The sequence below is a fragment of the Photobacterium sp. GB-36 genome, from assembly GCF_003026135.1.
In the GTDB taxonomy this organism is placed as follows: Bacteria; Pseudomonadota; Gammaproteobacteria; order Enterobacterales; family Vibrionaceae; genus Photobacterium.
Genome location: NZ_PYNY01000039.1, coordinates 1 through 18,497 on the forward strand (window position 1 = coordinate 1; position 18,497 = coordinate 18,497).

An 18,497-nucleotide genomic window follows, 5' to 3' on the forward strand; every position below is an offset into this window, starting at 1 on the left:
GAATTGACTGTGCTGATACTTACGTATCAATTGGTCACTAGTATCATTGATAAATCTTTCGACTTAACTTTTCAACGAGTGCCCACACAGATTGCATGGTCAAATTGTTAAAGAACAATACTGATTTGGTTGCTAGCCAATGGCTTGCTCCGTGTCAGTGAGGTCGCATTATAGGGAGAGATTTTTTGCTGACAAGCCCTTTTTTAAAGAAAAATGCGCGTTTGAACAATCCTTAAACAATTCATCTTGTAATGATCAAGAATCCACCTAAAGATACTCTTTTCATTAGATAAAAAACGCCCCACTTCAATGCGGGGCGTTTAGTCATAGTGATTAAATGAAGGAATTAAATTTGCTCAGCAACAATTACATCATCTTTCACAGACAGTGTTATCACTTTACCCGGAACAAATTTACCTGATAACAAGTCTTGCGCTAATGGGTTTTCAATATATTGCTGTATCGCACGTTTCAATGGACGCGCACCATAAACAGGATCAAATCCAGCTTCAGCAATCATATCTAACGCACTGTCTTCAACATCTAGACGGAAGTCTTTTTCAGCAAGGCGTTTTTTCAATCGCTCAAGCTGAATACTTGCAATATTCTTGATATTTTCTTTACCCAGTGGATGGAACACAACGGTTTCATCAACACGGTTAATAAACTCAGGGCGGAAGTGTTGTCCAACAACTTCCATTACAAGTGCTTTGATCCCCTCATAGTCAAGGTTTCCGAAATGCTCTTGAATACGATCTGAGCCCAAGTTCGATGTCATGATGATCACCGTATTACGGAAATCTACTGTTCGACCTTGACCATCAGTTAAACGACCGTCATCTAATACTTGAAGTAAGATATTGAACACATCAGGGTGTGCTTTTTCGACTTCGTCCAGTAATACTACTGAATATGGACGACGACGAACCGCTTCTGTTAGGTAACCACCTTCTTCATAGCCGACATAACCTGGAGGCGCACCCACTAGACGCGCGACTGAGTGTTTCTCCATAAACTCGGACATGTCGATTCGAACCATTGCTTCTTCACTATCAAACATAAAGTTTGCCAGTGATTTACAGAGCTCTGTTTTACCTACACCTGTTGGGCCTAAGAATAAGAAAGAGCCAATTGGACGTTGCGGATCAGCAAGACCTGCACGGCTACGACGAATAGCATTCGCAACAGCAACGACCGCTTCATCTTGACCAATGACACGATGGTGTAATTCGTCTTCCATACGAAGCAATTTATCACGCTCACCTTCAAGCATTTTTGATACAGGAATACCTGTCGCTTTTGATAAAACATCGGCAATTTCAGTATCAGTCACTTTGTTTTTCAACAAGGTCATTTCTTGCATTTCTGCTTGCGCGGCAAGATCTAGCTGCTTCTCTAACTCAGGAATACGACCATATTGTAACTCTGACATACGGTTTAAATCGCCAGCACGGCGAGCAATTTCCACATCAGTACGTGCTTGTTCAAGCTCTGCTTTAATATGTTGAGTACCTGACAGTGCTGCTTTTTCAGCATTCCACACTTCTTCAAGCTCTGCATATTCGCGCTCTTTTAGATCTAGCTCTTCAAGCAAATCACTGAGACGTTTATTACTTGCAGCATCATCTTCTTTTTCTAGCGCTTGCTGTTCAATCTTAAGCTGAATAATACGACGCTCAAGACGATCTAATGATTCGGGCTTTGAATCAATCTGCATACGAATGCTTGATGCCGCTTCATCAATAAGATCAATTGCTTTATCAGGTAACTGACGATCTGAAATATAACGATGTGACAATGTTGCTGCTGCTACAATCGCAGGATCGGTAATTTCTACATGGTGATGAAGCTCGTAACGCTCTTTCAAACCACGAAGAATTGCAATGGTATCTTCAACACTAGGTTCATCCACCAGCACTTTTTGGAAACGACGTTCAAGTGCCGCATCTTTCTCAATATACTGACGGTATTCATCTAATGTTGTAGCGCCGACACAATGAAGCTCACCACGTGCCAATGCAGGTTTTAGCATGTTACCGGCATCCATTGAGCCTTCGCCTTTACCCGCACCAACCATAGTGTGAATTTCATCGATGAACAAAATCACACGGCCATCTTCTTGCGATAATTCGTTAAGTACCGCTTTTAAGCGCTCTTCAAATTCACCACGGAATTTTGCACCCGCAATCAATGAGCCCATATCGAGAGAAAGGACACGCTTATCACGCAAGCCTTCAGGTACTTCACCGTTAACAATACGTTGTGCTAATCCTTCAACGATGGCTGTTTTACCAACCCCAGGCTCACCGATGATCACTGGGTTATTTTTGGTACGGCGTTGCAATACTTGAATAGTACGGCGAATTTCATCGTCACGACCGATAACAGGATCTAATTTGCCCTGCTCTGCACGTTCGGTTAAATCGATCGTGTACTTCTCTAGAGCTTGGCGATTTTCTTCAGCATTAGGATCATCGACTTTTTGTCCACCACGAACTTGATCAATCGCTTGTTCAATATTTTTCGCCGTTAAACCTAATTCTTTAAATAACTCACCCAATGGGCCTTTATCTTCAGCTGCCGCTAAAATAAACAGCTCAGAAGAAATAAATTTATCTTTCCGCTTTTGTGCCAACTTATCGCACATATTAAGCAGTACGCCCATACCATGTGAAAGCTGAACTTCACCACCAATACCTGTTACTTTAGGCATGCGATCTAATAGTTCAGCTAAGCGTGAACGTAACTGGGTAATATCGATGTTCAAAAGGGTGAGCAACGGACGCACGGTACTACCATCTTGATTAAGCAAAGCCACCATAAGGTGTGCAGGCTCGATGTACTGATGGTCTCGTCCTAGAGCCAGCGACTGAGCATCAGATATTGCCGATTGAAATTTGCTGGTGAATCGGTCAAGACGCATAAGTTCTCCCAATAAATATAAATAAACTAATGCTATATATATGGATACTTAACAGGTATTTTTCAACTCTATAAATCGCAATATAATGCTGCAAAAAAAAAGCGAGCGATCTTTATGAAGATCACTCGCTTAGCAATAATTAACGACGTTAACCAATTACGTGCTATTTGTTATCCGCTAACCAAATCAATGAGGCCTGACGACCTGTTACCGCTTGCCGTCGATAGGAATAAAACTGCTGTTCATCAGTAAAAGTACAATACTCTCCACCATAAACAGCTGTGATACCTAATCGATTCAAACGCTGCTTTGCTAGTAAATACAAATCAGCCAACCATTTCTCACCATGCGGAATAAAAGCACATTCGGCATTCGGATCGGCAGCCATAAATTGTTCTCGCACTTCACCACCGACCTCAAATGCGTTAGGCCCAATAGCTGGACCTAACCACGCCATAATATCGGCTGCGTTACAGTGAAATTTTTCCACTGCGTGCTCAATCACACCTGTAGCCAGTCCTCGCCATCCGGCATGAACCGCAGCAACTTCTGTTCCTTGCTTATCGCAAAATAAAACAGGTAAACAGTCAGCAGTCATGATGGCACAGGCTAATCCCGGAGAACGAGTAAAGCTACCATCAGCATCTGGTACTGATGAAAGTTCAGCATTAAGCTCAATCACATCAGCACTGTGGATTTGATTCAACCACGCAGGAGAATCCACAAGACCACAATGTTGTTTCAACAATTCACGGTTTTGATTAACAACAGCTTCATCATCCCCAACATGTAGCCCTAAATTCAATTCATGATATGGAGCTGCACTAACACCACCTAAACGGGTCGTACTTATCGCGTGCACATGTTTCGAGGCTGGCCAGTTAGGAATAATGACTTTCATTAATAATCGTCTTCGTTATTTTCTTGCGTGTCTTTACGCAAAATATCAATCATTGCCACCATATCAATTGGTAGCGGTGCATGCCATTCCATCTTCTCACCGGTGATCGGGTGATCTAATCGCAGCATACGTGCATGCAGTGCTTGTCGATCAAACGCACGCAGTGCCTGAATAAATTCAGGAGATGCATCACGTGGCGGACGAGGACGACCACCATAAATCACGTCACCAATTAAAGGGTGGCTCATGTATGACATATGAACACGGATCTGGTGCGTACGGCCCGTTTCAAGACGTAATACAATACGTGTATGTTCACGGAAACGTTCAGCAACACGGTAATGGGTGATCGCATCTTTACCCATTTCATGTACTGCCATACAGATACGCTTAGTTGAGTGGCGACCAATTGGCTTTTCAATCGTGCCACCACCTGTCATCTGACCGATAGCTAACGCTTCATACTCACGCGTAATCTTACGCTTTTGTAGTGCACGAACTAAACGCGTTTGTGCTTGAATCGTTTTAGCAACCACCATTAAACCGGTAGTATCTTTATCCAATCGGTGAACGATACCCGCACGTGGAACTTCAGCCAGAGATGGGCAATGATGCAGCAATGCATTCAGAACCGTACCATCTGGCGTACCCGCGCCTGGGTGAACAACAAAATCACGTGGTTTATTGATAACAAGAATGTCATCATCTTCGTAAACGATGTCGAGAGGAATATCCTGTGCAACCCAACGCACTTCATCTTCGATCTCAGCTTGGATAAATAGCTCTTCGCCACCCATCATTTTTTCACGAGGTTTCTTGACGACATCGCCATTCACTGAAACCATACCGTTTAAAATCCAATCTTTAATGCGCGAACGCGAATAATCTGGATATAATTGAGCAATAACCTGATCCAGGCGCATGCCTAATTGGTTTTCACCAACTGTGTTTGTCAATTCTATTTGCTGTGCCATAGCGAACTTTTTAAAAAAGCGTGAGACTAATTGTCATACGCTGCGTAAAATGGACCAAGCTTTAAACTATGCTTGATGTAACCTATATAGTGTCATTGTATCTGTTAACGGCTCTAACCGTAATGGATCGAGCAAAATAAAATTTTTATCAAGGAAACTAACGCCGCAATGAAACGCCTGACAATCACGACTCTTCTTGCCGTAGCCCTTCTTTCAGGCTGTTCGAGTAAAGAAGAAGTAATACCAGATGTGCCACCATCAAACTTATATGCATCAGCACAGACCGCTTTGCAAAAGGGAAATTGGACATCGGCTATCGAACAATTGGAAGCGCTAGATTCACGTTACCCATTTGGTGCTTATTCCGATCAAGTACAGCTAGATCTTATTTATGCTTACTATAAAAGTGATGATTTAGCACTAGGTGAAGCAACGATTGAACGCTTTTTACGTTTAAACCCTGATAATCCACAAGCTGACTGGGTTGTGTATATGAGTGGTTTAACACATATGGCTCAAGATCGTAGCTTTATGCATGATATGTTTAATATCAATCGATTTGACCGTGATCCAACACCATCACGCCAAGCCTTCAAGGATTTTAAATACCTTTTAGAGCGTTACCCTGAAAGTGAATATGGTGCAGATGCTAAAGCACGTATGATCTTTTTGAAAAACCGTTTAGCGAATTATGATTTAGCTACTGCGGATTTCTATATTCGTCGTGGAGCATGGATTGCAGCAATTAACCGTTGTCAGCAAGTACAACGTTTATACCCTGATACGGAAGCTGCACGCCAATCATTAGCGCTGGAAAAAACAGCTTATGAAAAGCTGAACTTGCAAAAAGAAGTTGAACGCACCGATAAATTAATGAAATTAAACCCAGCCAACTAACCAGTAGTGCACTTTATTTCATAAAAAAATGGCAGCTTAAAAATAAGCTGCCATTTTTTATATTTAAAATAGTGTTTAAATTTTAACATTAATTAATGATTTTTATCGCTACACTGACTAGTTACAATGACTAAAAAACACTCATCGCATTAAAATTATTATATAAAACCCCTAGTTAGCACTAGCCACCAGCATTTCACCTTCCTTCATACTGCCTTAAATATTATTCTCACCTCAAGTACTTTTTATAAACTTTTTTGCTACAAACCCAAGATGATCACAGATTTTTTTGCTGATAATTATTAAAGGCTATAATGTGACGCAGATCACATTATTAAGTTCTAGATTTAGTAATCTGAATTCAACCCAACGAAGGGTAGCAAACGAGGAAGATAATTATGACATTAGAAATCACTGGTAAAAACATCGATATCACCCCGGCTATCCGTGAGCGTTTTGAATTTAAGTTCAATAAGTTAGAAAAACTTCAGGTGCCGCTAATCAAAAAACATGTTGTGATTAGCAAAGAGCCAAGCAAGCAATTTAAAGTCGAGGCTGCAGTAAACATTGCTGGAGGACAACTCGTTGCTTCTGCAGAGCATGACGACCTGTTTGGTGCGATTACAGAGCTTTACCAAAAGCTTGACCGACAGTTGAAAAAACAAGCTCACAAACCTAATGCTCGTCGTGCGAGCCATAGTGAAAAGCCAGAAGTGGCTGAAGACGAAGTAGAGCTAGATGAAGTTGAGTTAGACGACGCATACTAGAATATCATAAGGATTTTTAAAACAGCCCCGCTTATGCGGGGCTGTTTGTTTTAAGCAATACTGTTCTGATTATCTCAACATAACAATAGGGATCTTCCCTTATTATTTCCATTCTTAGCACTAGCCACTAATCTACTTGACAATAAATAGTGTGCTGCATAATGTGGCTAAAGATAAAAAATGACCAATTCGCTTATATCATCAAAGCTTATCTATTCATCAACTCTTTCATATCAGTTCACATTAGCATGATATGAAAGGTAAACAACGATATAAGCTATCGCTATACTCGGAAATCAGATAGGGACGCCAATGACCGATACTCGCTATTCTCTCGATGACATTCGTCAAAATGTCAGTCGTATTGATAACGCTTTACTTGAACTACTGGCAGAGCGAAGAGCGCTTAGTTTAGAGGTGGCTAAAAGTAAAATTAGCACCGCAAAACCTGTACGCGATCAAACACGTGAACACGAATTACTTTTAAAACTGATAGAAAGTGGCAAGCGTCATCAATTAGATGCTCAATATGTTACGCAGATCTTCCATACCATAATTGAAGACTCCGTATTATTTCAACAGGCTTACCTACAAAAACTCGCCAACCCAGATAGTGCGAATCCAACTGCTCGTGTCGCTTTTCTTGGTGCTAAAGGCTCATACTCTTACTTAGCTAGCCGAAATTATTTTAGCCGTAAACAAACCGATCTAGTTGAGCTGAGTTGTTCTACTTTTCGCGATATTTTCAATACTGTAGAAACAGGTAATGCTGATTATGGTGTCTTACCAATTGAAAATACCAGCTCAGGCTCAATCAATGAAGTGTATGATTTACTACAACACACAAGTCTTTCTATTGTGGGCGAGATAACCCAACCTATCGAACATTGCCTACTTACAGCTGTCGATACGAAACTTGAACATATTGATACCTTGTATTCTCATCCACAGCCTCACCAACAATGTAGCGAGTTCCTTCATAGTATGGGGAGCATAAAACAAGAATATTGTTCAAGTACCGCTGAAGCGATGGAGCAAGTTGCCGAGCTAAAACAACCGAATGTTGCAGCTATTGGTAATGCATCTAGCGGCGAATTGTATGGTTTAACCTCCATTAAATCAGATATTGCCAATCAGCAAGAAAACTTCACCCGCTTTATTGTCGTAGCACGTAAACCTGTTGATGTGACATCCTTGATCCCAGCAAAAACCACTTTAATTATGTCGACAGCACAAAAAGCAGGTTCATTGGTTGAATGTTTACTGGTGCTGAGAAATCTTAATATCAATATGAGTAAGCTGGAATCACGCCCTGTTATTGGCAACCCATGGGAAGAAATGTTCTATGTGGATGTTGAGGTCAATCTTAAATCAGACGTGATGCAACAAGCGCTAGAAGAACTCACCCGCCTAACTCGCTTTATTAAAGTATTAGGCTGTTATCCAAGTGAAAATGTCGCGCCAACAGAAGTTGAGCTCCTCGACTAAAAAAAGTACGAATAACAAAAAGCCCGTTATGACATTCTCTTTCGAGTAATAATGACACAACGGGCTCTTTTATTTTGAACTATCAGAAAATTAACTACGATTTACGGTGAGTTGAATCGTTCGCCTGCCTAAGCAGTCCCTGGCTCTCTGCTAAAAAATGTTCAGCGTAATCGCCAAACCATCCTGATACCTGACCAAAGGCTTGTTTAAACGCATCTTTGTCTTGAGCATCTAGCATTTCAATCGCTTCACCAAAGCGCTGATGGAAACGTTTGATCATCGCAATATTCTGTGGTGCCGACATAATAATGTCACCGTACAATTGCGCATCTTGAGCAAATAGACGCCCAACCATCGCGAGTTCTAAGCGATAGATTGGTGAGCTTAACGACATTAACTGCTCTAGCTTAGGATCTTCTTCTGCAAGATGAACACCGTAAACAAACGACGTAAAGTGACGTAATGCTTGGATCAAAGTCATCCCCTGATCGTGCTCAATCGCACTAATACGATTTAGCGTTGCGCCCCAAATTTGAAACTGCTCCAACAGCCATTGGTAGCTTTCTGGATTTCGCCCATCACAGTACACAATCACCTGCTTTGCCAGACTTGGAATATCAGGACCAAACATTGGGTGTAACCCAACTACAGGGCCTTTATGCACTTCTAACATCGCTTGTAATGGACCACTTTTAATCGATGTTAAGTCAGCAAGTAAACAGTCTTTAGGTAAATTATCGAGTTTCGCAATCACCATCTCTGTTAAATGGATAGGAACAGAAACAACGACCATACCTGCATCATGCAATATTTCATCGGCACGATCCCAATCTTGGCTACCTAATGTTTTAACTTGGTAACCCGACAGTTCAAACAGACGACAAAACAATTTACCTAACTGTCCATGGCCACCAACAATAACAATTGGTCGCAATTGTGGATTTAAACATTTAAAACCAGAATCGTTTTCACTCGAATAAGATTCACGCATCGTTCGACGAAGTACATCTTCGATAAGATCCGCAGGGACCCCTTGACGTTCCGCCTCTTCGCGACGAGATGCCAACATTGCCGCTTCACGATCTGGGGCATAGATCGGTAAGCCATGCTGACTTTTAACGACGCCGACCTGCTCAACTAACGCGAGTCGTTGAGCCAATAACTCAACCATTTGACGATCTACATCATCAATTTGATCTCTTAATTTGCTTAACTCAGCAACCATGATTTCTTTTTATCCGTAATTATTTAATTCGATCTTGTAAGAACGGCACCAATTCCTTATGTGCCTGACGCAATAATTTCTCGGTGGTGTCCCAACTAATACATGCATCAGTTATCGATACGCCGTACTTCATTTCATCTCGAGGAAGATCGGCACTCTGGTTCCCTTCATCAAGATGGCTTTCGATCATCAACCCTATAATAGACTGATTTCCTTCTCGGATCTGATGAATTACATCTTCAGCTACCAAAGGTTGGCGACGATAATCTTTACGAGAATTAGCATGGCTACAGTCTACCATTAAGGCTGGTGAAAGACCTGATCCGACCATCTCGTTTTCACACTCTCTAACTGACACTGAATCGTAATTAGTTTGCTTACCACCACGTAAAATAACATGACCGTCAGGGTTACCTTCCGTATTTAGCAGTGCAACTTGTCCATCAGGGTTAATTCCCATAAATTTATGACCTGACGCTGCCGCTTGCATCGCATTAATCGCTGTTGCCAGGCTACCATCAGTACCATTTTTAAAGCCTACTGGCATTGATAGCCCACTTGCCATTTCACGGTGGGTTTGTGATTCCGTCGTACGTGCACCAATGGCTGCCCAACTAAATAAATCACCTAAATATTGCGGACTAATCGGATCAAGTGCTTCGGTCGCTAAAGGAATGCCCTCTTCAACTAAGTCAATTAATAGCTGACGGCCAATATGCAAACCTTCTTCAACAGCAAATGAACCATTAATGTACGGGTCGTTAATTAAGCCTTTCCATCCAACTGTAGTGCGTGGTTTTTCAAAATAGACTCGCATCACAATATAGAGTTGATCGCTAAGCTCTTCTGCCAACTGCTTTAACTTCTGCCCATAAGCTTTTGCTTGCTCAACATCATGAATCGAACAAGGTCCACACACGACCAATAAACGATGATCGCGCTTATGAATAATATCGGCGATGGTTTGACGTGATTGCTCCACAAAAGACAACGCTTGTTTAGAGGCAGATAAGTCTTGTTTCAACTTTGCTGGCGTAATGAGAACAGATTCATCTTCGATATGAACGTTATTGAGTTGGTCTTTTTGCATAGTGGCATCCTTGTCATTGATTCGTTAGCGCGAAACACAATCCCTGTTTCGTTATCACTATATCCATTAGTAACATTGTGCCAACAAACATAACAAGTCTTGATGACCTATTGCAATAGTGGTGTAAATAAAAAACACCACCTGTAAATAAATATTTACAGGTGGTGTTTTGTATAAGAAAAACACTTTTATCGCTAGCTTAAACGTTATTTAAAATAATAATAGTTGCTTTAAATGAGCGTATTTACTTAAAAGCGTGGCTCCATTGTCCCATAGCGTTCAAACCCTTGCTGCCATTTAGCTTTAAAAAGTGGGACCTCACGACGATATTCACAAATTCCCCAATTCACTTTTCCTTGCTCACCTAGCTGCAATACATGTTCAATAGAGCAGTAATTATCACGACCTTTATTATAACCTTGCAGATACTCTTGATGATTAGGTGTTTCCATCGCGTCATATTTATCTGAGATTTTATCAAGTTGTGTAGTTGTTAGCGCAATTCGACCACCAGCACCGTCATAGAAACCGAGCTGTTCAAAGTTTCCTTTGCTGATTAAAGAGGACTGTGTGACACAGCCAGATAGAAGCACAACAGAAGAGAGAGTCAAAAGAGGAAGTACTTTCATAACTTTTCCTTGGTTATCAAATCGAGGAGTTTTGAGAAGCAAAAAAACGTAGTGTTATTCAGCCTCTAACTCGCTATGAATTTTATACAATATGTTCTCAATCTAACCTAGCATAATAGTGCAAACATTGTACTTAATTAGAGTCTGTTCAGTAAATATACAGCGCTTTTCATCTGTTTAAATACTCATTCACCCTAAAGCTACCCAATTGATAATTTACAGATATAAAAAAGCCCACCTTTCGGTGGGCTTTTCGATTAAACGTCAAGCGTTTAAAGCTATTACTTAGATAGCTTCTCACGGATACGTGCTGATTTACCAGAACGCTCACGTAGGTAGTACAACTTGGCACGACGTACTGCACCACGACGTTTAACAGTAATGCTGTCAACTACTGGAGAGTGAGTTTGGAACGCACGCTCAACACCTTCACCGTTCGAAATTTTACGAACAGTAAATGCAGAATGTAGACCACGGTTACGGATTGCGATTACAACGCCTTCAAAAGCCTGTAGACGCTCACGGTCACCTTCTTTTACCTTAACTTGAACAACAACAGTGTCACCTGGTGCGAAAGTCGGTAGGTCTGTTTTTAGTTGCTCTTGCTCAAGAGCTTTAATGATGTTACTCATTTGGTATATACCCTAGAATAAACTGATACTAAATTAATTAAATGCTTGCTTTATGTTCACGGATAAATTCCGCTAGCAAGAATTCCTGATCGTCAGTCAGAGCTAGGTTTTCCAGGAGCTCTGGTCTTCTTAGCCATGTACGGCCTAGCGATTGTTTTAATCGCCAGCGACTAATCTCTTTATGATTGCCAGACATTAATACCGAAGGTACTTCCTGCCCGTCCAACAATTCTGGTCTTGTGTAATGAGGACAATCTAGCAAGCCATTTGCAAAAGAATCTTCTTCTGCTGACGCAAAGTCTCCCAGTACGCCCGGAACAAACCGAACAACTGCATCCACCAACGTCATAGCAGGTAGTTCACCACCCGTTAACACAAAATCGCCGATAGACCATTCTTCGTCTACCTCTTGTTGGATAATGCGCTCATCAACCCCTTCATAGCGACCACAAATAAGAATCAGATTCTCATTTTGCGCTAACTCCTCAACACCAGCCTGATCCAGCTTACGGCCCTGAGGGGAAAGGTAGATTACTTTAGCCTTACCTTTTGCAGACTGTTTGGCAGTGTGAATGGCATCGCGCAAAGGCTGTACCATCATCAACATACCCGGTCCACCACCGTATGGTCGATCATCTACCGTACGATGTTTGTCGAGCGTAAAATCACGAGGATTCCACGTATCAACAGTCAAAAGGCCTTTTTTTACCGCCTGGCCTGTTACCCCAAAATTGGTAATGGAAGAGAACATTTCAGGAAAAAGGCTGATTACACCAACCCACATGTTACTCACCTTATTACCGGAGGTTAAAACTCAGGATCCCAGTCAACTTCGATCCGCTGAGCAGTGCGATCAATCAACTTGATGACCTGCTCATCGAGGAACGGAATTAATCGTTCCTTCTGCCCGAAAGCATCTTTTAAATTCGCCTTAACAACTAACACGTCGTTTGAACCTGTTTCCAGGATGTCTGTCACCTTACCTAGGTCGTAACCTTCGGTAGTGAATACAGACATACCAAACAACTCACGCCAGTAGAATTCTTCATCTGACAATGCTGGTAATTGCTCAGCCAATACAGCGACTTCAGCGTTAGTGAAAACTTGGGCATCCTCGCGGATATCCATACCTTCTAGCTTAGCCACCAGACCTTGGCCATGGCGTTTCCATGATTCAACATGGATCTCTTTCCACTCACCTTTAACTTTAATAAGCCAAGGGGTGTAAGAGAAAATGCTTTCAGATTGTTCGGTGTAGGAAAAAACTTTGAGCCAACCCTTGATACCGTAGGTGGCACCCAGTTTACCGACAATAATGTGGTCTTGGTTTTTATTGCTCATCGTTTCTCTTCTACCTTAATAATCAAATTAAGCTGCTTTCGCTGCATCTTTGATTAGTTTTGCTGCGCGGTCAGTCACAGAAGCGCCTTGACCTACCCAGTGGTTTACGCGATCTAGGTCTAAACGTAGACGCTCTTCTTGACCCTTAGCTAGTGGGTTGAAGAAACCGATTTGCTCGATGTTACGACCGTCACGTGAACAACGTGAGTCAGCAACAACGATTTGATAGAATGGACGCTTCTTAGCGCCGTGACGTGCCAAACGAATGGTTACCATATCGTCCTCTTTGCATTACTGTAAATTAAATTGGCCCCGCTTAAAAAACGGGGCCCGTGCCAAAATAAAGCCTCGGAATTTTACTCTTTAGAACGACGAATGCAACTGCTTTAGTTACTTTTTCGCCAGTAAAATAACCAATAGACTTTAAAATCTTTTAAAATTATGGGATTAGCGTCCAGGGAACATTCCGCCACCAGGCATCATACCCTTCATTTGGCGCATCATATTCTTCATTCCACCCTTTTGCATTTTCTTCATCATCTTCTGCATTTGGGTAAATTGCTTCAATAAACGGTTCACATCTTGTACTTGTGTACCTGAACCTGCAGCAATACGCTTTTTACGTGAACCTTTGATAAGTTCAGGATGCGCACGCTCGCCTTTGGTCATTGAATTAATGATAGCTTCCATTTGAACGAACACTTTATCGTCCACTTTATCTTTCACATCAGACGGTAGTTGTGACATACCCGGAAGCTTATCAAGCATTCCCATCATACCGCCCATGTTTTTCATTTGTTGAAGCTGGCTACGGAAGTCTTCTAAATCGAAGCCTTTTTTGTCTTTGAATTTCTTCGCCAGTTTTTCCGCTTCTTGCTTATCAACGTTACGTTCTAAATCTTCGATTAAAGAAAGAACGTCACCCATACCTAAGATACGAGAAGCAACACGGTTTGGATGGAACGGCTCTAGTGCGTCAGTTTTTTCACCAACACCTAAAAATTTAATTGGCTTACCAGTAATATGACGTACTGATAACGCAGCACCACCACGGGCATCACCATCCACCTTGGTTAAGATCACACCCGTTAGTGGCAATGCATCATTAAAGGCTTTAGCTGTGTTTGCCGCATCTTGACCTGTCATGGCATCAACCACGAACAATGTCTCAACAGGATTTAATGTTTTATGGACATCTTTAATTTCATCCATCATCTCTTCATCAACGTGAAGACGACCCGCTGTATCGACAATCACCACATCGTAGAATTTAAGCTTACCGTGCTCAAGCGCCGTTTTTGCGATCTCGACAGGTTTCTGCTCTACGTTTGATGGGAAGAAATCAATACCAACATCACCCGCTAGCGTCTCAAGCTGCTTGATTGCCGCTGGACGGTATACGTCGGCAGAAACAACCAATACTTTTTTACTATCACGCTCTTTTAATAGCTTACCTAATTTACCGACGCTGGTTGTTTTACCTGCACCTTGTAAACCTGCCATTAAAATAACTGCTGGCGGTTGGCAACTTAAATCCAAGCCTTCGTTTTCTTCACCCATCACCGCTTCAAGTTCAGCTTGAACGATTTTGATGAATTCTTGACCTGGCGTTAAACTTTTTGATACTTCAGTACCAACAGCGCGCTCTTTTACACGCTTAACGAATTCACGAACAACGGGCAGCGCAACATCAGCCTCGAGTAATGCCATGCGCACTTCACGCAAAGTATCCTTGATGTTGTCATCCGTAAGGCGACCACGGCCGCTGACATTTTTAAGCGTTCGCGATAAACGCTCGGTTAAATTTTCGAACATGTGGTGCTACTCGCTCGTTACGCAACTCAATTAAAATTGCAAAATCACTAAAATTGGTACAAGTATACCGTAAAAAAACCTTCGTTTTCATGTAATCCTCTGTCACTTTTAGGTATTACGTTGGCGGTGAAGGTTTGAGCAAGGTATAATTGCATCTCTAAAACCTTATAAAATAGCCATTAGTTACTACGGAGCTATCTCATTTATTATGGATATGTTACTTGCTATTCCAGCAGTTGGCTTTTATCTCATTGCACTGTTGCTGGTTATTCCAGGACTTGCTAACAATAACGGCATAAAAGTTACCCCTGTTTTTGCCGCAGCCTGTATGGCAATTATTTTTCATATCCTACTGCTTAAAGATCTTATCTTTGCAGGTGCCGGACAAAACCTCAGTATTCTTAACGTTGCTTCGTTAATCAGCGTAATTATTGCCTGCTTGACTACAGTAGCAATGTTAAAAATGCGGATTTGGTTTTTATTGCCCGTCATATACAGTTTTGCTGCTATTAATTTAGCGGCTTCAGCTGTATTGCCCGGTGCTTTTATTACCCATTTAGAAGCACATCCGCAAGTATTACTGCATATTTCTCTTGCTTTGTTCTCATATTCAACCCTTACAATTGCGAGCCTATATGCTATTCAATTAGCATGGCTTGATCATAAGCTTAAACATAAAAAGAGCTTAGCAATGAACCCTAATATTCCTCCATTAATGATGGTTGAACGCCAACTTTTCAAGATCATTATTGTTGGATATGCGTTATTAACCGTAACCTTGCTCACAGGCTATCTATTTATTAACGATATCATAGCTCAAGGTAAAACCCATAAAGCGATACTATCATTATTAGCTTGGGGTGTTTACAGTGTCTTACTATGGGGACATTACCAAAAAGGTTGGCGTGGACGCAGGGTAATTTGGTTCAGTCTCGTTGGTGCATTTCTACTCACCCTAGCTTACTTTGGGAGCCGATTCGTGAAAGAAATCATCATTGGCATGTAATTACTATTACCCATCATATCTTATATAGAATATTTCTATAATTACAATACTTATAATTTTGCCCTCTATACGAGGGTTTTAGCTTGCATAAAACATTAAGGGTTACGACTTTTGGACGAGATCTCCACAGGTGTACTATTCTCTCTACTTATTTTAATGATCGTTCTATCAGCTTATTTCTCCAGTTCGGAAACAGGCATGATGGCACTAAATCGCTACAAACTACGCCACATGGCCAACCAAGGCCATAAAGGAGCTAAACGTGTCGAGAAACTACTGTCTCGTACAGATCGCTTAATTGGCCTAATTCTGATCGGTAATAATTTAGTTAATATTTTAGCATCAGCGATTGCGACTATTCTTGGTATGCGCCTTTATGGCGATGCTGGTGTGGCGATTGCAACAGGTGCACTGACTATTTTAATCCTTGTCTTTGCAGAAGTAACTCCTAAGACGGTAGCTGCGCTCTATCCTGAACGTGTCTCTTATGCCAGCAGCATCATCTTAAACATTTTAATGAAAGTGCTTTACCCATTAGTGTGGTTTGTTAATGGGATCACCAGTGCGTTTCTTTTCATTTTAGGATTAAAGAGCAGTAATAACAGTTCATCTAAATTGAGCTCAGAAGAATTGCGTACCGTTGTTAACGAAGCCGGCGGCTTAATCCCTCGTCGTCACCAAGATATGCTGTTATCGATTCTTGATTTAGAAAATGTCACAGTGGAAGACTTAATGGTACCGCGCAGTGAGATCGCAGCCATTAACGTTAATGATGATTGGAAATCAATAGTCCGCCAACTAAGCCATTCAGCGCATGGTCGTATCGTACTTTACCGTGACAATATTGATGAAGTGGTTGGTATGTTACGTGTACGTGAAGCCTACCGCCTGATGATGGACAAAAACGATTTCAGTAAAGAAAACCTATTACGTGCGGCTGATGAAGTCTATTTCATTCCAGAAGGTACCCCACTGAACACCCAGCTTTTGAAATTCCAACGAAATAAAGAGCGTATTGGTTTGATCGTCGATGAGTACGGTGATATCCAAGGCTTAATCACGGTAGAAGATATTCTTGAAGAAATCGTAGGAGAATTTACAACGTCTATCACACCAACATTAGCAGAAGAGATCACTGCGCAAAGTGACGGTAGCTTGATGATTGAAGGCAGTGCCAACATTCGCGATTTGAATAAGAGCCTAAATTGGAAACTGCCAACTGATGGCCCTAGAACCTTAAATGGTTTGATCTTAGAACACTTAGAATACATTCCAGAAAATCAGGTCAGTATAATTATTGCTGATCATAAAATGGAAATAGTGGAAGTATCCGACAATATGATCAAGTTGATCAAGGTATTACCCGACAATCCGTAATAATACATAAAAAAGCCGACATGATGTCGGCTTTTTATTCTCAGTTGTTTACCCATAGACTTATTTTACTGTTAGCTCTTGTAGCATCGTTTCTGGGAGTGCCAACTCATTATTTAAGTTAACAGAGATCCCTTGCGCTAAGATCGTTTGAGCAATTTGCTTCGCTTCATCTAATGAGTGCATGTCATAGGTTCCACACTGGTATTCATTCAGCTCTGGAATTTGATTTTGTGATTCCACTTTCAACACATCTTCCATTGCCGCTTGCCAGCTTGCAGCAACTACTTCTTCAGTCGGTGTGCCGATTAAGCTCATGTAGAAACCAGTGCGACATCCCATCGGCGAGATATCGATAATTTCGACATTATTTGAATTAAGGTGCGCACGCATAAAACCAGCATAAAGATGCTCAAGAGTATGAATTCCACGCTCACTTAAAATATCAACGTTTGGACGACAAAAACGTAAATCAAACACCGTAATGGTATCGCCTTTTGGTGTTTGCATGGTCTTTGCAACACGTACTGCTGGCGCATTCATTTTAGTATGATCAACAGTAAAACTATCGAGTAATGGCATTATTTGCTTCTCCTTGCACGTCAATCCTGACTTATTCAATTATTGGTACTTTTTCTGTATTCGCAACTTGTTACAGTCTAAAACCACCAGCTTCTATTACTTTCTAATTCTTTACGGCACTGCTTTAACTGCCAACCATAGTTCTTTGATTGCTGCTCTACTTTACGCGCAACCTTGGTTAGCCATGGCTTTTTCCAATATGTTCCACGCTTAAACCCACCTCGACCTTCGTGATAAGCCAAGTACTGACGATAAGCATCCCATTTAGAAATCCCTAACTGACGTTGTGTTTCATGGGTATACCAACCAACAAATTGTAATGAATCGCCGAAATCAGTACGTGAGCCGCCATGACCTGTGTGCTTTTGAAAATCCTCCCATGCAGGATCTTGCGCTTGTGCGTAACCATAAGCACTGCTTACACGTCCCCATGGAATAAAGCCGAGTACATAATTTTTCGGTGGCTCAGCATCATGACGGAAGCTGCTTTCTTGTTTAATGATCGCCATCGCCACATTGATGGGCGTCCCCCACTCTTTTTGCATATCAACGGCATCATCATACCAACTCGGATATTGACGAAAAATATTACAAATATTCGATTGGTCTCGTGGTGGTGCAGAAGCACACCCTGAAACAATGAGGGTTATTCCGAACAACAAAAATAAACGAAGAGATCGCTGCATATATCACTCACATTCCATTAAAGACGTTTACCAAGTAATACATTATATAGGGATAGAGGTTAACAGTAGCTAAAGAAGAGGTTTCATCATCCATGTAAAATGTATCTATCAATAAAAACTAAAAATAATAAGCTGGAACCATCCGGCTCCCAGCTTTTATTTGTTTG

At 41.4% G+C, this 18,497-nt stretch carries 18 protein-coding genes; 5 read left to right on the plus strand and 13 right to left on the minus strand.

Annotated elements, in window-relative coordinates:
- Window positions 1–346: 346 nt before the first annotated feature.
- The 3 genes from clpB to rluD form a co-directional block, all read right to left on the minus strand.
- Window positions 347–2,923 (minus strand): ATP-dependent chaperone ClpB, encoded by a 2,577-nt coding sequence (gene clpB, locus C9J46_RS20175; protein WP_107208714.1) that lies wholly within the window; start codon window positions 2,921–2,923, stop codon window positions 347–349.
- Window positions 2,924–3,086: 163 nt separating this feature from the next.
- Window positions 3,087–3,824, minus strand: a complete 738-nt coding sequence (gene pgeF / locus C9J46_RS20180) for a peptidoglycan editing factor PgeF (RefSeq protein WP_107247908.1) — start codon at window positions 3,822–3,824, stop codon at window positions 3,087–3,089.
- Window positions 3,824–4,798 (minus strand): 23S rRNA pseudouridine(1911/1915/1917) synthase RluD, encoded by a 975-nt coding sequence (gene rluD, locus C9J46_RS20185; RefSeq protein ID WP_005371544.1) that lies wholly within the window; start codon window positions 4,796–4,798, stop codon window positions 3,824–3,826. Before rluD ends, pgeF begins: the two co-directional genes overlap by 1 nt.
- Window positions 4,799–4,966: 168 nt before the next feature.
- Here rluD and bamD point away from each other — a divergent pair, with 168 nt between their 5' ends.
- The 3 genes from bamD (at window position 4,967) to pheA (ending at window position 7,950) form a co-directional block, all read left to right on the plus strand.
- Entirely contained in the window at window positions 4,967–5,695 is a 729-nt protein-coding gene (gene bamD, locus C9J46_RS20190) for an outer membrane protein assembly factor BamD (RefSeq protein WP_107208712.1), read from the plus strand.
- 398 nt (window positions 5,696–6,093) lie between these two features.
- Window positions 6,094–6,462: a ribosome hibernation-promoting factor, HPF/YfiA family gene (gene hpf, locus C9J46_RS20195; RefSeq protein ID WP_005371540.1), complete on the plus strand. Its 369-nt coding sequence runs from the start codon at window positions 6,094–6,096 to the stop codon at window positions 6,460–6,462.
- Window positions 6,463–6,774: 312 nt separating this feature from the next.
- A complete protein-coding gene (pheA, locus tag C9J46_RS20200) occupies window positions 6,775–7,950 on the plus strand; it encodes a prephenate dehydratase (protein WP_107208711.1) in 1,176 nt (391 codons plus the stop codon).
- A gap of 94 nt (window positions 7,951–8,044) precedes the next feature.
- Here pheA and tyrA read toward each other — a convergent pair whose 3' ends face one another.
- From tyrA to ffh, 8 genes are all read right to left on the minus strand, one after another.
- A complete protein-coding gene (tyrA, locus tag C9J46_RS20205; RefSeq protein ID WP_107208710.1) occupies window positions 8,045–9,175 on the minus strand; it encodes a bifunctional chorismate mutase/prephenate dehydrogenase in 1,131 nt (376 codons plus the stop codon).
- A gap of 19 nt (window positions 9,176–9,194) precedes the next feature.
- A complete protein-coding gene (locus C9J46_RS20210; protein WP_107208709.1) occupies window positions 9,195–10,265 on the minus strand; it encodes a 3-deoxy-7-phosphoheptulonate synthase in 1,071 nt (356 codons plus the stop codon).
- Between the two features lie 248 nt (window positions 10,266–10,513).
- The gene (locus tag C9J46_RS20215; RefSeq protein WP_107208708.1) at window positions 10,514–10,894 is read right to left on the minus strand and encodes a DUF2799 domain-containing protein; all 381 of its coding nucleotides are present in this window, start codon (window positions 10,892–10,894) and stop codon (window positions 10,514–10,516) included.
- Between the two features lie 281 nt (window positions 10,895–11,175).
- Window positions 11,176–11,526 carry a 50S ribosomal protein L19 gene (gene rplS, locus C9J46_RS20220; RefSeq protein WP_005371532.1) on the minus strand — a complete coding sequence of 117 codons (351 nt, stop codon included), beginning with the start codon at window positions 11,524–11,526 and terminating at the stop codon, window positions 11,176–11,178.
- Window positions 11,527–11,563: 37 nt separating this feature from the next.
- Entirely contained in the window at window positions 11,564–12,310 is a 747-nt protein-coding gene (gene trmD / locus C9J46_RS20225; RefSeq protein WP_107208707.1) for a tRNA (guanosine(37)-N1)-methyltransferase TrmD, read from the minus strand.
- A 23-nt stretch (window positions 12,311–12,333) separates the two neighbouring features.
- Window positions 12,334–12,867: a ribosome maturation factor RimM gene (rimM, locus tag C9J46_RS20230; RefSeq protein ID WP_005371530.1), complete on the minus strand. Its 534-nt coding sequence runs from the start codon at window positions 12,865–12,867 to the stop codon at window positions 12,334–12,336.
- A gap of 27 nt (window positions 12,868–12,894) precedes the next feature.
- Window positions 12,895–13,143 (minus strand): 30S ribosomal protein S16, encoded by a 249-nt coding sequence (gene rpsP / locus C9J46_RS20235; RefSeq protein WP_005371529.1) that lies wholly within the window; start codon window positions 13,141–13,143, stop codon window positions 12,895–12,897.
- A gap of 171 nt (window positions 13,144–13,314) precedes the next feature.
- The gene (gene ffh, locus C9J46_RS20240; protein ID WP_107291435.1) at window positions 13,315–14,682 is read right to left on the minus strand and encodes a signal recognition particle protein; all 1,368 of its coding nucleotides are present in this window, start codon (window positions 14,680–14,682) and stop codon (window positions 13,315–13,317) included.
- A 208-nt stretch (window positions 14,683–14,890) separates the two neighbouring features.
- Here ffh and C9J46_RS20245 point away from each other — a divergent pair, with 208 nt between their 5' ends.
- Both C9J46_RS20245 and C9J46_RS20250 read left to right on the plus strand, forming a co-directional pair.
- The gene (locus C9J46_RS20245) at window positions 14,891–15,688 is read left to right on the plus strand and encodes an inner membrane protein YpjD (RefSeq protein WP_107291436.1); all 798 of its coding nucleotides are present in this window, start codon (window positions 14,891–14,893) and stop codon (window positions 15,686–15,688) included.
- 111 nt (window positions 15,689–15,799) lie between these two features.
- Window positions 15,800–17,065 carry an HlyC/CorC family transporter gene (locus C9J46_RS20250; protein WP_107208705.1) on the plus strand — a complete coding sequence of 422 codons (1,266 nt, stop codon included), beginning with the start codon at window positions 15,800–15,802 and terminating at the stop codon, window positions 17,063–17,065.
- Between the two features lie 60 nt (window positions 17,066–17,125).
- On the opposite strand, the gene luxS is transcribed toward C9J46_RS20250, so the two are convergent.
- Complete coding sequence (luxS, locus tag C9J46_RS20255; RefSeq protein WP_107262002.1) at window positions 17,126–17,644, minus strand: S-ribosylhomocysteine lyase; 519 nt, start codon at window positions 17,642–17,644, stop codon at window positions 17,126–17,128.
- A 77-nt stretch (window positions 17,645–17,721) separates the two neighbouring features.
- Complete coding sequence (locus C9J46_RS20260; RefSeq protein WP_045084408.1) at window positions 17,722–18,330, minus strand: hypothetical protein; 609 nt, start codon at window positions 18,328–18,330, stop codon at window positions 17,722–17,724.
- Between the last annotated feature and the right edge of the window lie 167 nt (window positions 18,331–18,497).